General features: G+C 56.2%; 21 protein-coding genes. 13 read left to right on the top strand and 8 right to left on the bottom strand.

Annotated elements, in window-relative coordinates:
• The first annotated feature begins 34 nt into the window (after positions 1 to 34).
• The 3 genes from Q1B13_RS07280 to Q1B13_RS07270 are packed head-to-tail and all read left to right on the top strand — an operon-like array spanning position 35 to position 1,122.
• Positions 35 to 364, top strand: coding sequence for a helix-turn-helix transcriptional regulator (locus Q1B13_RS07280; protein ID WP_299078907.1), 330 nt, complete (start codon positions 35 to 37; stop codon positions 362 to 364).
• The gene (locus Q1B13_RS07275) at positions 352 to 780 is read left to right on the top strand and encodes an SRPBCC domain-containing protein (RefSeq protein ID WP_299078904.1); all 429 of its coding nucleotides are present in this window, start codon (positions 352 to 354) and stop codon (positions 778 to 780) included. The genes Q1B13_RS07280 and Q1B13_RS07275 overlap by 13 nt, the downstream gene beginning before the upstream one ends.
• A 21-nt stretch (positions 781 to 801) precedes the next feature.
• A complete protein-coding gene (locus tag Q1B13_RS07270) occupies positions 802 to 1,122 on the top strand; it encodes a YciI family protein (protein ID WP_298934505.1) in 321 nt (106 codons plus the stop codon).
• Between the two features lie 5 nt (positions 1,123 to 1,127).
• Here Q1B13_RS07270 and Q1B13_RS07265 read toward each other — a convergent pair whose 3' ends face one another.
• Positions 1,128 to 2,126 carry an asparaginase gene (locus tag Q1B13_RS07265; protein ID WP_299078901.1) on the bottom strand — a complete coding sequence of 333 codons (999 nt, stop codon included), beginning with the start codon at positions 2,124 to 2,126 and terminating at the stop codon, positions 1,128 to 1,130.
• A 177-nt stretch (positions 2,127 to 2,303) separates the two neighbouring features.
• Between Q1B13_RS07265 and Q1B13_RS07260 the strand changes: the two genes are divergently transcribed.
• The 5 genes from Q1B13_RS07260 (at position 2,304) to Q1B13_RS07240 (ending at position 5,793) form a co-directional block, all read left to right on the top strand.
• Entirely contained in the window at positions 2,304 to 2,837 is a 534-nt protein-coding gene (locus tag Q1B13_RS07260) for an invasion associated locus B family protein (RefSeq protein ID WP_298934507.1), read from the top strand.
• 174 nt (positions 2,838 to 3,011) lie between these two features.
• Positions 3,012 to 3,179: a hypothetical protein gene (locus Q1B13_RS07255; RefSeq protein WP_298934508.1), complete on the top strand. Its 168-nt coding sequence runs from the start codon at positions 3,012 to 3,014 to the stop codon at positions 3,177 to 3,179.
• A 149-nt stretch (positions 3,180 to 3,328) separates the two neighbouring features.
• Entirely contained in the window at positions 3,329 to 3,706 is a 378-nt protein-coding gene (locus tag Q1B13_RS07250) for a lysozyme inhibitor LprI family protein (RefSeq protein WP_298934509.1), read from the top strand.
• 78 nt (positions 3,707 to 3,784) lie between these two features.
• Entirely contained in the window at positions 3,785 to 4,972 is a 1,188-nt protein-coding gene (gene rlmN / locus Q1B13_RS07245; protein ID WP_299078898.1) for a 23S rRNA (adenine(2503)-C(2))-methyltransferase RlmN, read from the top strand.
• Positions 4,973 to 5,250: 278 nt separating this feature from the next.
• On the top strand, positions 5,251 to 5,793 hold the full coding sequence (locus Q1B13_RS07240) for a cytochrome P460 family protein (RefSeq protein ID WP_299799751.1): 543 nt from the start codon (positions 5,251 to 5,253) through the stop codon (positions 5,791 to 5,793).
• On the opposite strand, the gene Q1B13_RS07235 is transcribed toward Q1B13_RS07240, so the two are convergent.
• Together Q1B13_RS07235 and Q1B13_RS07230 are read right to left on the bottom strand one after the other, a co-directional pair.
• Positions 5,790 to 6,134, bottom strand: coding sequence for a hypothetical protein (locus tag Q1B13_RS07235; protein WP_299078893.1), 345 nt, complete (start codon positions 6,132 to 6,134; stop codon positions 5,790 to 5,792). The two genes, Q1B13_RS07240 and Q1B13_RS07235, sit on opposite strands and share 4 nt — an antisense overlap.
• Positions 6,131 to 7,057, bottom strand: a complete 927-nt coding sequence (locus Q1B13_RS07230; RefSeq protein ID WP_299078891.1) for a J domain-containing protein — start codon at positions 7,055 to 7,057, stop codon at positions 6,131 to 6,133. The genes Q1B13_RS07235 and Q1B13_RS07230 overlap by 4 nt, the downstream gene beginning before the upstream one ends.
• A 159-nt stretch (positions 7,058 to 7,216) precedes the next feature.
• Here Q1B13_RS07230 and Q1B13_RS07225 point away from each other — a divergent pair, with 159 nt between their 5' ends.
• A complete protein-coding gene (locus Q1B13_RS07225) occupies positions 7,217 to 7,600 on the top strand; it encodes a hypothetical protein (RefSeq protein ID WP_299078888.1) in 384 nt (127 codons plus the stop codon).
• Here Q1B13_RS07225 and Q1B13_RS07220 read toward each other — a convergent pair whose 3' ends face one another.
• On the bottom strand, positions 7,601 to 8,704 hold the full coding sequence (locus Q1B13_RS07220) for a cystathionine gamma-lyase (protein ID WP_299078885.1): 1,104 nt from the start codon (positions 8,702 to 8,704) through the stop codon (positions 7,601 to 7,603).
• A gap of 4 nt (positions 8,705 to 8,708) precedes the next feature.
• Positions 8,709 to 9,551, bottom strand: a complete 843-nt coding sequence (locus Q1B13_RS07215; protein ID WP_299078882.1) for a TIGR00730 family Rossman fold protein — start codon at positions 9,549 to 9,551, stop codon at positions 8,709 to 8,711.
• Between the two features lie 79 nt (positions 9,552 to 9,630).
• Between Q1B13_RS07215 and Q1B13_RS07210 the strand changes: the two genes are divergently transcribed.
• The 4 genes from Q1B13_RS07210 (at position 9,631) to Q1B13_RS07195 (ending at position 13,056) form a co-directional block, all read left to right on the top strand.
• On the top strand, positions 9,631 to 10,542 hold the full coding sequence (locus Q1B13_RS07210; protein WP_299078879.1) for a threonine/serine dehydratase: 912 nt from the start codon (positions 9,631 to 9,633) through the stop codon (positions 10,540 to 10,542).
• Positions 10,543 to 10,693: 151 nt separating this feature from the next.
• Positions 10,694 to 11,521: a 2,3,4,5-tetrahydropyridine-2,6-dicarboxylate N-succinyltransferase gene (dapD, locus tag Q1B13_RS07205; RefSeq protein ID WP_299078876.1), complete on the top strand. Its 828-nt coding sequence runs from the start codon at positions 10,694 to 10,696 to the stop codon at positions 11,519 to 11,521.
• A 261-nt stretch (positions 11,522 to 11,782) separates the two neighbouring features.
• Positions 11,783 to 12,085, top strand: a complete 303-nt coding sequence (locus Q1B13_RS07200) for a TetR/AcrR family transcriptional regulator (protein WP_299078873.1) — start codon at positions 11,783 to 11,785, stop codon at positions 12,083 to 12,085.
• Positions 12,086 to 12,201: 116 nt separating this feature from the next.
• A complete protein-coding gene (locus Q1B13_RS07195; RefSeq protein WP_299799750.1) occupies positions 12,202 to 13,056 on the top strand; it encodes a nuclear transport factor 2 family protein in 855 nt (284 codons plus the stop codon).
• A 233-nt stretch (positions 13,057 to 13,289) separates the two neighbouring features.
• Here Q1B13_RS07195 and Q1B13_RS07190 read toward each other — a convergent pair whose 3' ends face one another.
• From Q1B13_RS07190 to Q1B13_RS07180, 3 genes are all read right to left on the bottom strand, one after another.
• The gene (locus tag Q1B13_RS07190) at positions 13,290 to 13,427 is read right to left on the bottom strand and encodes an alpha/beta fold hydrolase (protein WP_299078869.1); all 138 of its coding nucleotides are present in this window, start codon (positions 13,425 to 13,427) and stop codon (positions 13,290 to 13,292) included.
• Between the two features lie 390 nt (positions 13,428 to 13,817).
• On the bottom strand, positions 13,818 to 14,189 hold the full coding sequence (locus Q1B13_RS07185) for a ribbon-helix-helix domain-containing protein (protein WP_298934522.1): 372 nt from the start codon (positions 14,187 to 14,189) through the stop codon (positions 13,818 to 13,820).
• Positions 14,190 to 14,203: 14 nt separating this feature from the next.
• The gene (locus tag Q1B13_RS07180; RefSeq protein ID WP_298934523.1) at positions 14,204 to 14,524 is read right to left on the bottom strand and encodes a muconolactone Delta-isomerase family protein; all 321 of its coding nucleotides are present in this window, start codon (positions 14,522 to 14,524) and stop codon (positions 14,204 to 14,206) included.
• Between the last annotated feature and the right edge of the window lie 20 nt (positions 14,525 to 14,544).

The following is a 14,544-nucleotide window of genomic DNA, read 5'->3' as shown; positions in this document are numbered from 1 at the left end:
TTCTTTTATTTAACACATGTGTTAATAAGTGGTTATGAGCACACTTCTGACCGCCTTTTCGGCACTATCTGATGCCACACGGTTCTCGATTGTCGAACAGCTGATGGAGAACGGAGAGTTGCCCGTCGGCGACCTGATTGACGGCAAGGGCATGTCCGGCGCAGCCATTTCGCGCCATCTGAAAGTTCTGCGAGAGGCCGGGTTGGTCCAGCAGCGGGTGCACGGGACGCGGCGCATGTATTCGATCCAGCCCGATGGTCTGCGCGCGATTGCGGAATGGACGATCTCGAAACGGCAGTTTTGGGAAGGTAGTCTCGACCGTTTGGGTGATATTCTGGAGGGGGAGAATTCATGGCCGACCTGAAACTGGAGCGGGATTTCCCTGTCAGCCCCGAAACCCTGTTCGATTGGATCAGCAATGGACCAAAACTGCTGCAATGGTGGGGGCCTGAAGGGGTGCATGTAACGGAACATGATCTGGATTTTTCACGCCCTGGGCCGTGGTATTCGGTTATGGAAAACGGTGAAGGTCAAAGGTTCAAAGTCTCAGGCCATGTCACACATGTCGATCCACCAAACTCGGTGGGGTTTACCTGGGCCTGGCACGATGATCAGGACCAGCGCGGCGCTGAAAGCCACGTCACTTTTTACGTCGCCGCATCGCAAACTGGGTCGCGTTTGGTCTTGGACCACCGCGAATTGGCAGATGCCGACATTGCAGGGAACCACGAACAAGGCTGGACATCGTCGTTGCGCAAACTCGAAGCGCGCTGCAAATAGTTTTTAACAAGGAGAAATGGAATGCCCCAATATCTGTTTGTTTATCACGGTGGTACGACTCCAAGCGACCCCGCCGAAGTCGAAGCAACCATGGCCGCCTGGGGCGCATGGTTTCAGGGTATGGGGGATGCGCTGGACATTCCCGGCAATCCGGTTGGTCAATCCCACACAGTCAGCAGCAGCGGTGTTGCGGATAATGGTGGCGCCAACCCGGCCTCGGGCTTTACCGTGATCAAGGCCGATAGCATCGACGCCGCGACCGAGATGGCCAAGGGCTGTCCGATGGTCGTGAACGGATCGGGTTCGGTCGAGGTCGCCGAGGTGCATGAAATCGAGATGTGACAACCCTAGCCGGGGAAGCCCGGCGCAGGTCTGATCACGCCGCATTCCAGCCCGCGACGGCTGTACTGCGTTGCGTTCATGAATTTGCGGGCGGCCGGGTGATCGGCGTCCAATACCCCAAGGCTGACCAGAATGGCGGCGATGGCGCATTCACTGGCGCGGGTTGCACCATCAGCGATTTTCAGTGCAACGCCCATCCGTTTTTCCGGGATGATTGCGACAAAAACGGCTTCAGCACCTGTTTTGATGGCGGCCCGGCCAGCCATTGCGCGCATCAATTCAGTACAGGCGCGGGTTTCCCCTGCGACCAGTTCAGGGTGTTTGATCATCGCGGCCGTCAACTGCTGAGCTGCATCGCTGGCGCGATCAGATCTGTCAGCGGAGGATGCGAACCACGCCATCGACCGTGCTGACCCGGCCAGCGAGGTTGCAAAATTTGGGGCAGAACAGCCGTCGATACCGTAGGCTGGGCTGGTCTCGCCTGTGGTTTCTTCCACCGCAGACAGGCAGGCCTGCTGCACGGGGTGGTCGATCTCCAGGTATTCGGGTCCGGCCCCCATATGCTGGGCCACGGTCAGAAATCCGCAATGCTTGCCGGAACAATTGTTGTGGATCTGGCAAGGCGTGTCATCAGCCAGGATCAGCCCATCCCGCGCTGCCATATCGGCTGGCTCTTGTGGTCCGCAGCGCAGGTCCGGTTCTGCCAGACCTAAATGATCCAGCCATGCGGATACACGCTCGGTGTGAATCGCGGCCCCATTGTGCGAAGCACAGGCCAATGCTAGATGCTCAGTGTTCAGCCCATATTTCGCAGCCGCGCCTGACGTAATCAGTGGCAAAGCTTGAATCATCTTGGCCGAAGATCGCGGGTAGATGACTGCCTTGGGATCACCCCAACTGCGCACGATTTGTCCGGTATCGTCGCAGATCACTGCGTGGCCCAGATGCAAGCTCTCTAACAGCGGTCCACGCCACAATTCTGTCATTGGTACGGGCTGCGTCATCTGGACCTCCGGTTTTATGCGCAAAAAACTGCCAATCGCCCTTTCGCCTGTGGCGAAACCTGCGTTAGTGTGTGTATGTCGGCAATCATCGGGATGCGCAACGTTACAGACGAACCGGCAGGGTTCGCAGCCTTTTCCGATGGATAAGAGGTATGGGTCGAGCTAGGAGGCTGGACAATGGGATCAATGCTCGTCCGCGTGATCGCGGGCCTGTGTGTGGCGGGATTGGCCACAACTGCAATCGCTCAGCAGGCGACAAGCACAAACCGGGTTGCGGCAAAAACCGATTGGAGCGTTTTTGTTGAAGATGATCCCACCGAATGCTGGAGCGTCTCTGCGCCTAAGGAAACCGTGAACACCAAGGGGGGTCGTGTTGTGTCCGTGCGGCGCAGCGACATCCTGTTGTTTGTGTTCTACCGTCCCAATGCCGAGGTCAAAGGCCAGGTCACGTTCACTGGCGGCTATCCGTTTGCAGCTGGGTCCACAGTGAACCTGACAGTCGACGGCAGTGAGTTCGAGCTGTTTACCGAAGGCGAGTGGGCTTGGCCGGCGACAGCCGCGGATGATGCCAAGATCGTCACCGCGATGAAGCGCGGCACCGAGGCCGTGTTAACGGCACGGTCTGAACGCGGAACGCAGACCAAAGATACGTTTTCGCTGTTGGGTTTTACGGCTGCAATTGAAGATGCTGAAAAGCGCTGCACAAACTAAACTTGGTTTGTGTAGCTTCTGAGCCTCGTCTTGCTCGCGAGGCTTTTTGATTGAGATATCCACGGATGTAGTAGCGACGTCTTACGCGACGTCCGATTCTCGATTTGATCCGGATCAATGTGAAGCTCTGCCATTTCTGAACTAACTGGTTCAGACACAAACAGGAGCTGCCCAATGCTTAAAAAATCTTTTGTCATATTGCTGATGCTATCCGCGCCCTTGCTGAGCGCGTGTGAGAATACCGGTGAGACGTACCCCGTTAGTGGTGAACAATGCGGTCCGGAAGATCCGGTGAAAACCCTTGACGCGGCCGATTGTAACGTACCGCCCGCAGGGATTTGATACGTGGCCCCGTTCCGGTTGCGTGACGGGTTTCGAAAAAGTGCTTTCGGCCGCAGGGGAGCCACCTTTGCGGCCGAGTTTCGTTTAGCTGCACGACAGGTATTGTGCTAAGCTGCTGCGAAAAGTGAATTCTAACGGAGTATCGGACCATGCGCTGGGCTATTTTCGCCATGTTCCTTCCAAGCGTCGTAGTGGCGGACCCGGCAATGGAATGTTCCGATGCAAGTTCGCAGGTCGAGGTCGGCGCTTGCGTTACTGAAATGGAAGGGCGCGTGAATGGCGCGCTGGAAGAAAGCTATTCTTTCGCTATTGCCGCAGCGAAGGAACTTGATGACGTGACCGGACGGGTCGCGGCGTTACCTGCGTTGGAAGCCGCGCAAAACGCGTGGGCCGCGTTCAGGGATGCACAATGCGAGGCGGTCGGTGCCTCATTCGGTGGCGGATCTGGCACGGGAATTGCAATTACGTCTTGCAGGATCGATTTGGGCCGTGCCCGCGTGGAAGAATTGCTGCATTTCGCAAATTGATCGGTACGAATTCTTTTGATCTTTGCGCGCAGTCCTATATAGAGGCGCATCCCAAGCCCGAAGCCCTGAGATTCAATCATGTCAGCCAAAGCGCCGATCACCCAAGACGTCATGACCATCCCCCGCAAACTGCCGGAGGGAAAGGTCAATCTTGTCGGTTTGACGCGCGACCGGCTGCGCGATGTTCTGATCGAACATGGCACGCCTGAAAAACAGGCCAAGATGCGAACGGGGCAGATCTGGCAATGGATCTATCAATGGGGTGTGCGTGACTTCGCAGAGATGACCAACCTGGCCAAAGCTTATCGCGCGCAACTGGCCGAAAACTTCGTGATCGAAACGCCCGAAGTTGTGACACGTCAGGTGTCAGAGGATGGCACGCGCAAATATCTGGTCCGCATCGCGGGCGGGCATGAAGTCGAAGTGGTCTACATCCCAGAAGAAGATCGCGGCACGCTGTGTATCTCGTCACAGGTTGGGTGCACGTTAACCTGTTCGTTCTGTCACACCGGCACCCAAAAACTGGTGCGCAACCTGACGGCGGCTGAGATCGTCGGTCAGGTGATGATGGCGCGCGACGACTTGGACGAATGGCCGACGCCCGGCGCGCCCAAGGACGAAACCCGCCTGCTGTCGAACATCGTTCTGATGGGTATGGGCGAGCCGCTTTATAATTTCGAGAATGTTCGCGATGCGATGAAGATTGCCATGGACCCCGAAGGGATTTCCCTGTCGCGGCGCCGCATCACCCTGTCGACCTCGGGTGTTGTGCCCGAGATTGCGCGCACGGCCGAAGAAATCGGCTGTCTGCTGGCGATCTCGTTCCATGCTACCACCGACGACACCCGCGATTTTCTGGTACCGATCAACAAACGCTGGAACATCGAAGAACTACTGCAGGCGCTGGCCAGCTATCCCAAAGTCTCGAACTCTGAGCGGATCACGTTTGAATACGTGATGCTGGATGGCGTGAATGACAGTGACGAGGATGCCCATCGCCTGATCGATCATATCAAGCGCCACAAAATCCCAGCCAAGATCAATCTGATCCCGTTCAATGAATGGCCCGGCGCGCCGTACAAGCGTAGCTCGAACAACCGTATTCGCGCTTTTGCAAACATTATCTATCAGGCGGGCTATGCCTCGCCCATCCGCAAGACGCGGGGCGAGGATATCATGGCCGCCTGTGGCCAGCTGAAATCGGCGACCGAACGCGCGCGTAAGTCGCGCAAACAGATCGAGGCCGAGGCGGGATTGAAGGGTTAGTCCCGACTGCAGCTCAACTCAACGCGTCAGCTCAGATCTGATACATTTTAGGTAAACAAAACCCGGTTGGCGTCTCAAATCTGCGCACAAGGCAGTGAGCGTGTCATGGCGAAATTGGCAACTTGCCTGATGATTGCTATTATTGCTCTTGCCAATCTACATGGCAAAACGGCGAACTGGTTTTCAGGTGGGCCACTATTATGATCATAAATTTTAAACAGAATTTCCAAAAAACAACGATAGCATTTGCCTTGCTTCTGGCTTTTACCAGTACGGCGATGGCCGACGAACAAGATGCGCATTTGGCGATCGAGAACCCAGCCGAGCTGAGCAAGGAAGAGGCCGAGGCGTTCTACAGGTCTTTGGCCCGCCGCATGGCCCGGGGCTATGCGGCCGCACGAATGGATCTGATCCGAAACTATCAAAACTGGCCATTGTTCAACGACGCACCCTACATCTCGGCCACCCATGGGCAGCGCTACGTCAACAGCTATGCCAACCGGATGGCGCACAATTATGGCACCCTGCTGGAAGGCGAAGCCCTGCCTATGGGCTCCGTTCTGGCCAAAGACAGTATGACCGTCACCGATGAAGGCAATGTGCACCCCGGCGCCATGTTTGTGATGGAAAAGCTGCCCGAAGGCACCAGCCCTGATACAGCTGACTGGCGGTACATTATGGTCTTACCGGACGGGTCGGTGTTCGGCGATACCACGGGTGATCGGTCTGCAGCTGTTGCCTATTGCCACGATTGCCATGAACAAGTCGCGGATCGCGATTACACGTTCTTTGTGCCGGAAGAGTACAGGGTGGCCAACTAATTTCGGCGGAAGCGCGCAGTGCCGATCACCTCGATCAAGGTGTTGCGAACAGCGTCAGGCTGGGCTTCGACCGCGCTCAGCACTTCCCGAAGTTCTGCCCGCAGACAATGCATCTGATCGATCAGAGAAATCATCATCGACAGCGCATCGGCTTCCATGTCGTATTGTTCATGCAACTCGCACGCCAGCTCAAGCCGCGCGACATCGATGCTCTGATACACCCAACCCTGTTCCGATTGCTCGGGGATCACGATTTCCGCGGCCAGATACTCTGATAAACGGTCCGAGGTGAGGCGCGTTATGGTGGCGATCAGTTCCTCTTCGGTCAGCGTACGGGTCATGACGGCATTCCTTTTCGCGGATCATAGCGGTGCGTTTCGCGCCAGCTCTCCATGAAGGTCTTCAGATCATCGTCAATTTTGTCGGGCACCGAGACAGTCAGCTCGATCAACTGATCCCCTCTGTCGGACGATCCACGTTTCTTGACACCTTTGCCCCGCAGTCGCAGGGTTTTGCCGCTGCTGGTTCCGGCTGGAACGTTGACATTGACGCCGCCATCAATTGTTGGGGCGGGGACTTTGCCACCCAGAACGGCCTCATCAATTGTGATGGGCAGCGTGATGTGGATGTCATCGCCCTGACGGTCAAACACCGGATGATCAGTAACCGATACCGACACCAGGGCATCACCCGCTGGGCCATCGCCATAGCCAGGCGCGCCCTTACCGCGCAAGCGGATGGTCTGTCCATTGGTGATGCCAGCTGGGATCTTGACCTCGATCCGATCGCCGTCGGGCAGGGTCAGCTTTTGGCTGGCGCCAAAAACTGCATCCAGAAAACTGATCTGAAGCGAATAGTTTAGGTTGTGGCCCGGGGCGTGAAACTGATGGGTGCGCTGCTGGCCATGCTGCCCACGTCCGCGCATGAACTCGGCAAAGATGTCGGACATGTCGTCGGGTTCGCCATAAGCCGCGCCCGAGCGATAAGGGTTTCCAGCGGCTTCAGCGTAGTCGCGATAGTACTGTTGCTGTGGACGTTCCTGACCCGAGGCGTCAATCTCTCCATTGTCGTATCGTGTGCGGGTTTCGGGATCTTTCAACAGATCATATGCCGCTGCGGCGGCTTTGAACTTTGCTTCCGCCTTGGCATCACCGGGCTTGAGATCCGGGTGACATTCCTTGGCGATACGCCGATAGGCTTTCTTGATATCGGCCGCGCTGGCATCCTTCGGGACACCGAGGACCGTGTAAGGATCGTCGCTCATCTCACTCTCGCTGGTGTGGTCAGGTCTGATCTTGATGAAAGTGTTTTATCACGTGATTTCAACAGGTCAAAATGAAGAAGGGCACAAGCAGCCTCGTAAATTTTCGCAACTCTGTTAGAATTTACGTGTTTCGAATTATTTATTGATGGAGGCCGACCCATGTCACGCAGAATTAAGTCCGCTTTGGCCTTGCTGGTCGGGAACGCCATTGGTTTATTGTTGGCGACCCTGCTTTTGGCCGGGTTTGCGATCCGGCCGCTGTCATTCATCGTTGTGGTGATTGTCTTCACCTTGGTTCAGCTTGTGGCTGAGCCTTTGATCCTGAAGCTGGGCGAAAAGAAAGCGCCAGCACTGAAAGGCGGGATCGCTTTGATCGTTACGTTCGTTGGGCTTTTGGTGACGGATTTGATCACGGCAGGCCTGACGGTTGGTGGCATTTCAAACCTTTTGGCTGCCACTTTGCTGGTCTGGCTGGGAGCGCTGATCGCCAGCGTCGTTCTGCCGATCTATGTCTTCAAAGAACTGCGCGACCCTAAGCACTGATTATAGCGCATTCAGGCTGGCCTCGATCGCCTGCCAAAGCTCCTCAACAGGTTCACAGCCGACAGACAGGCGAATAAAGGCCGGATCGACATCGTCCCCCCACCGGGCGCGGCGTTCTGCGGAACTGTGAACGCCTCCAAAGGAAGTAGCAGGTCGCAAAAGCAGGCACGCGTTGATGAACTGTTCGGCTTTTGCTTCGTCTTTCAATGTGATCGACAGTAAAAATCCGAACCGGGCCGTTTGCGCCTGCGCAAGGGGATGAGATGGGTCGTCCGGCAGGCCCGGATAGCGGACTTGTTGCACAGCCTTGTGCGCCTTGAAACGCTCGGCCAGAACCTGAGCAGACGTACACATCCGGTCAAACCGAACGTCCAGCGTTTCCAACCCGCGATGCAAAAGCCACGCTTCATGTGGGCCCGGAATCGCGCCGGACACACGTCGCCACTCTTCGATCCGTTCCATCATCGGTGCGCTACGACTGGCGACATGACCCATAAGAAGATCTGAATGCCCCCCCATTGCCTTGGTGTCAGAGGACACAACAATGTCGATCCCGAGATCCAGCGGGCGCTGACCCAAAGGCGTCAGTGTTGTGTTATCGGCAATCGTAATGCCGCCAGCCGCACGGACGTCCCGTGCGACAGAAGCAAGGTCAATCGTCTCGAGACCCGGGTTCGAGGGGCTTTCGACAAACACCACATCGAAGCCATCGAACCTACCATCAGCGAAGGCTAAGGTGGGGCGCTCTTCGACCGCAACCCCGAGGTTGGATAAGAACCTGTCCGCCAGCAGCCGCGTAACGTAGTAGCCATCCGACGGGATCAGAATTCGCGACCCGGCTTTGACAGTTGCAAACAAAGCTGCCGAAATCGCTGCCATACCAGATGGGAAAGTCAGACAGGGTGCGTTTTCCAGATGCGACAGCACATGCTCTAGGTGGAGCCATGTTGGGTTGTCGACACGCCCGTAAGCCGCGTGCCCGTCCGGCGTGCCGGGCAGGTGAAACATGCTGCTTTGGGTCAACGGCAATGCTACCGGATCGCCTTTGGCCAGGGCGTTTCCGCGCAAATGAAGCATTTCGCCTGATTTTGAGGGAGGTTTCATAGTGTCAGCGCCCGGGAATCTCATCCCGAGGCGGGGCAGGTTCCCAGTTCTCGATGATGTCAACTGCTTGCTGCGCCGTGTCGACAAAACGGAAAAGGTTCAGATCTTCATCTGAAATCGTGCCAGCATCGGCCAGTGCTTTCCAATTGATCACCTTCTCCCAGAACTCTCGCCCGAACAACAGGAATGGAACACGTTCCATGCGACCGGTCTGAATCAGGGTCAGGGATTCGAACAGTTCATCCATCGTGCCGAACCCGCCCGGGAAAATCGTAATTGCGCGGGCGCGCATCAGGAAATGCATCTTGCGGATGGCGAAATAGTGAAAGTTGAAGCTGAGTTCGGGTGTCACATATAGGTTCGGTGCCTGCTCGTGCGGCAGCACAATGTTCAGACCGATCGAGCAACCGCCTGCATCCTGCGCGCCACGGTTTCCCGCCTCCATCACACCGGGACCACCGCCGGTGACAATCACGTTTTCGTGGCCTCCACTTTGGTGCGATTTCTCTGTCATCAACCGGGCGAACTCGCGTGCCTCATCATAATATTGCGACAAACCCGCCAGTGTTTCGGTCCGCGCGGTGTGCTTCCGCGCAGGCTCAGGGATACGCGCGCCCCCGAACATCACGATGGTCGAGGTGATCTCACGCTCGGTCATGATCATTTCGGGTTTCAGCAGCTCCAATTGCAGGCGCACAGGGCGTAGTTCATCCCGGCACATGAAATCTTCGTCGGCGAACGCAAGACGATAGGCCGAGGAACGTGTCTGTGGCGTGTCCGGCACCTCGCTCGCAGTTGAGCGGTCGGTTTGTGCATCGCGAAAGGGGCTGAGGCGGTCTTCTCTCATTGCTGGGGCTTCCCTGCTTGCGTGTTTTTCAAACAGCTATAGGGTTCCCGGGCAGAGTGCCAGTCACGGAAAGACAAGAATGAATTGGAAGTCGGAAATTAAGGCAGCGGGCGATCGCATTGCTGGATACGCGCAGGTGACACCGGTTATGAAAAGCGACATTCCCGGATACCCGATTGAAATGAAGCTGGAACACTTGCAGCACACCGGCAGCTTCAAAGCGCGCGGGGCTTTCAACACGTTGCTCAGTTCTGATGTGCCAAGCGCAGGTGTGGTGGCCGCGTCGGGCGGCAATCATGGCGCAGCAGCAGCCTACGCCGCCCGCGCCTTGGGATATCCGGCGAAAATTTTCGTGCCAGAGCTGGCAGGCCCATCCAAAATTGCCCTGATTGAACAGACTGGCGCGGACCTGAGCGTGGTGTCCGGCGAGTATGCCAACGCCCTGACAACGGCGCGCGCGCATGAAAAAGAAACCGGGGCCATGCAGATCCACGCCTATGACGCACCAGCGACAGTGGCTGGGCAAGGCACCTGTTTTGCAGAATGGGACGCGCAGGGTTTACGGGCCGATACAGTCCTGATCGCGGTTGGCGGCGGCGGCCTGATTGCCGGGGCACTGGCCTGGTTTCAGGGTGCGCGCAAAGTGGTCGCGGTCGAACCCGAAACCTCATGCGCTTTGAATGCCGCGCTAAAGGCCAACAAGCCGGTGGATGTTACCGTCTCAGGCATTGCGGCCAACGCGCTGGGCGCCCGCCAGATCGGGCAGATCTGCTTCGGGCTGGCGCAGGATGTAACCTCGGTGCTTGTGCCGGACGCCGCGATTTCCAAGGCCCAAAAGGCATTGTGGCAATCCCATCGGCTTCTGGTCGAACCGGCCGGGGCGACCGCGCTGGCCGCTTTGACGTCGGGGCGGTATCAGCCGGAGCCGGGTGAACGGGTGGCGGTTCTGATCTGTGGCGGGAATGTTGCTCCGGATCCGTTTGCGTCCTAGTCAGACTGTCTTCTGAAACTCAGGTTTCTGCCATGGTTCGCGGATTGATCGGGCGCTGACGCAATTTGGTTCACCTACGTCGCATTGCGCCATGGGCCATGCTTGCGTATAGGCCAAACCAACGTGAACAGATTCTGCAGGGAGTACCCCCATGTCCAACGCACAATTGGAAGCCGCGATTGAAGCCGCCTGGGAGGCACGTGACACGATCACCCCAGCCACCACAGGTGAGCAGCGCGAGGCGATCGAGGACACTCTGAACGCGCTGGACAGTGGCGCATTGCGTGTGGCCGAAAAGCAAAGTGATGGCAGCTGGCATGTAAACCAGTGGGCCAAGAAGGCGGTTTTACTGGGCTTCCGCATCAAGGACATGGAAGTCCAAACTGGCGGTCCGCAGGACGGTGGTTGGTGGGATAAGGTGGACAGCAAGTTCGCCGGTTGGGGTGAAAACCAATGGCGCGCTGCCGGTTTCCGGGCCGTGCCGAACTGCATTGTCCGTAAATCCGCGTATGTGGCGCCGGGCGTCGTTCTGATGCCGTCCTTCGTTAATCTGGGCGCCTATGTCGACGAAGGCACCATGGTCGACACCTGGGCAACCGTCGGGTCCTGTGCGCAGATCGGCAAAAACGTACACCTGTCGGGCGGTGTCGGCATTGGCGGTGTGCTAGAGCCGATGCAGGCAGGCCCAACCATTATCGAGGACAACTGCTTTATTGGCGCACGTTCCGAAGTTGTCGAAGGCTGCATCGTCCGCGAAGGCTCGGTTCTGGGGATGGGCGTCTACATTGGCCAATCCACAAAGATCGTGGATCGCGAAACCGGCGAGGTTACATACGGTGAAGTGCCGCCTTACTCGGTTGTTGTGTCGGGGTCGATGCCATCCAAGAACAACATCAGCCTGTATTGCGCTGTCATCGTGAAGCGGGTCGACGAAAAGACCCGTTCAAAAACTGGCATCAACGAGCTGTTGCGCGACTGATCCGATCACAGTGTCTCGGAATTGAAGCAGGTCGCCGCGGCAGTCGCTGCGACCTTTTTTCTGCGACGCCAAAGTGCAAAGCTTAACAGAGTCTAAGTAGAAACTACCCATTCTTTGTCTGCAGTGCAGGCCAAACCTGCCACTACTTTAGATCAGATCGATGTCTGCAGTTGTGTTTAGCCGGTGCTCCCCAGAGAACACCTCTTCGTCTTCTTTTCCAGATGGGCTATCTCCCTTTTCGGTGAGTTCAGGAAGAAACCGATGGTCGAGCGCAAAACTGGGGACAAGCTGGGTGACATCCGTCGCGCAACCATAGCGGAGGTCTTGGAATGTGGGTCTTCGGCTGCTTCCGTGATCGCTATTGCCAAACGCGCAGGGCTGGCTGTCGGAACTGTGTACCGCTACTATGAGAACAAGGAACAGCTCCTTCGTGCCGTCTATCTTGCGGTCAAAACGGAGCTCCACAATGCAATGATGACCGCTGCGGCAGAGGCATCAGGATCTAAGGTAAAAATTCGATCCATGTGGTTCGCTGTGCTGGCGCGCCATAAAGGCTTGATCTAACATAAAATGAGCAATCAGTCATTTTAGAAACTATCAATAGGTCTGCCATGCGTCGCTCGTCCATCCTTCTTTCGGCCACCATTCTAGCAACTTTCGCCACTCAGGGTGTCGCTCAGATGACGGAAGATGAGATTCGCCGGGGTTTTCAGGAACATGCTGCACTGGCCCAATACTACCGATGGTATCAGTTCTACGAGCGTGTCGAGGGCGGCGTGTCGAACGCCATCGATATTCTCGCCGAAGATGTGGTCGTCACATCTGGTTTGGGGACAGCCAGAGGTCATGACGAATATGCGGCACGTGTGTCACAACTCCCGGACACTTGGAACAATGCGCATCACGTGCAGTCGGTCGCTATCGAGCATGGTGATGAGGGGGCTATGACGCTCAACGCTCAGATCACTTACCAGAATCGGGGCATGTTACCGGACGGTGCGGTGCGGCAGGCTGATCTAAGTTACACTGTCGAAATGGTGCCTGGGGAAACGGTCTTACCGCTACTGTCCAACGTTCTGATTGAGCAGGATGCTGAAACCGAAGCTGAAGACTTCAAGGATGCTTACGCCACTAACCGGATGCGGAGTCTTGTGCATTACTGGCTTGCGCTTATCGAAGATCCATCACGCAATGCGGAGCCGGTGCGCGAAATCCTCGCTGATGATTTCTCATTGAACTTTTCGAGCGGCGCGATCACCGACTTTGACGGCGTTGCTGCGTGGCTGGCAGGACCAGGCTCCCAGGTGGTCGCGAGCACCCATCTCATCAGCAACTTCCAAGCTGAAGAAACAGCTTCCAACACCTATTCGGTGACGATGGATTTCGACTGGTCAGGCATCCTTCCCAATGAAACGGTTTTGGTCGCTAAAACTCAACACAGTTGGGTGGTCATAAACGATCCAACCGAGCGGTTCGCACGCATTCAATCCGTCGATGTCGAGGTACTTGAAGCTTTCCGCCCTCGGGAAAACTAGTGTCTTAGAATCGACCGTCAGACCAGGTTGCGGTGGAGGTTGCTGAACAGATTACTGCTGGTAGTGGCATTGCAGTGAGCCTTTCCCCGTATTTACGGGCACTCAGGAAAGCACGGATTCCATTCGCAACGATATCAGGGACCTCGATTTGCCGAACACGGCCAGCATTCTCTATCGTGATCAGTTCTGAATTCGAATTCTTCGTCGGTTTCGATGTCTTTTCCGAATCCAGTTTAGGTGGCATGATCGTTAAGCTTGAGCGTGGCCGCATTCAGCAGAACGAGCTTTTTGACATCGTCGGAGTATCTGATCGCGTAGGCGGAAGACGTGTGGCCGCCCATGGAAATCCCGACAAGGTGGAACTCATCCATATCAATTGCGCAGGAACGCAGGCAGGACAGACGAGTGCCTATCTATGGAGTAGTCCCGGCTCGGATTCCGCGTTCCCGCCGAGTCCGGCGAGGTCCGTTAGAACGAGATGATAGCACTCGGAAAATATCCCGCCAGACTGCAGGAAACTGTTCTTGTCGCCATCCAATCCGTGGACCAGCACGAGGGTTTCCTTGTCCGATGAGTTTACGCTTTCGAAATAGTTAACCTCGTAGCTGTTCAGAATGAATGATCATTCATTATACAGGCCGAGGAGAGCGAGACCAACCAAGGCCGATCGAGCCGCCAATAACCATCAGAAATTGTGCTACCAAGTGACTGAGAAGGCCAAAATCGAAGTAGATCAGTCACGAGTTGGACGGCAGCATACTTTAGAGCAGACGCGGCGCAGCTTTCTCGCGTTCATCAGACTCAAGCGCAAGAATGTCGGCGGCGGGTAGCTGAGAAAGCTGGACGCGCTCCTCGACCGGAATGAGCCCTCTCATCTGTAAATCAAGGTATCGCAGGCAGCACACGCGCAAGAAGGATGTGAAGTTACCAACGTCATGCCCGGCATCCAGGCTTTCATTGTAGAGACGATGCAGCAATTGCGGAACGCTGAGATCATCTCGCTCGCCAATCGTTTCCAGCGTCCGCCAGAAGAGTTCTTCCATGCGGACGCTTGTGACCATCCCATCCATACGGAACGAGCGGGTATGAGACGCCCAAAGTGCCGGATCAGCATCGATAAAGAGTTGGCACATTTCGACGTCTCCTATTAGGCAGCGCGGCCGATCCGGCTTTTGACATCAGCTGCAAAGTCTTCATAACGGCGCAGAGATTTGACCTCGACCTGCACATGATGACCCATCTTCTGCATGATAGGCAAATCGAACAGAATGCGGTCGAGGACATCGGGGTTCTCAACTTCAACGATAGCGACAACTTTGCGCTCCCCGACAACTTTCCAAAGGTCTTTGACAACGCCCGCATCTTTTGCGCCAAGAGCTGCCTCAGCTTCCTCCTCCCAGACGCCAAGCAGGCCTTGTTGCGCCATCGTTGAATCGTACTCAACAGTAAAATCGAGCTTATAAAGCATGGTTTCCTCCCTTTATGCTT

It is taken from the genome of uncultured Ruegeria sp. (assembly GCF_947489545.1).
In the GTDB taxonomy this organism is placed as follows: Bacteria; Pseudomonadota; Alphaproteobacteria; order Rhodobacterales; family Rhodobacteraceae; genus Ruegeria.
The sequence above is the reverse complement of the archived record's forward strand: the minus strand, read 5'-3'. Positions and strand labels throughout refer to the sequence as shown.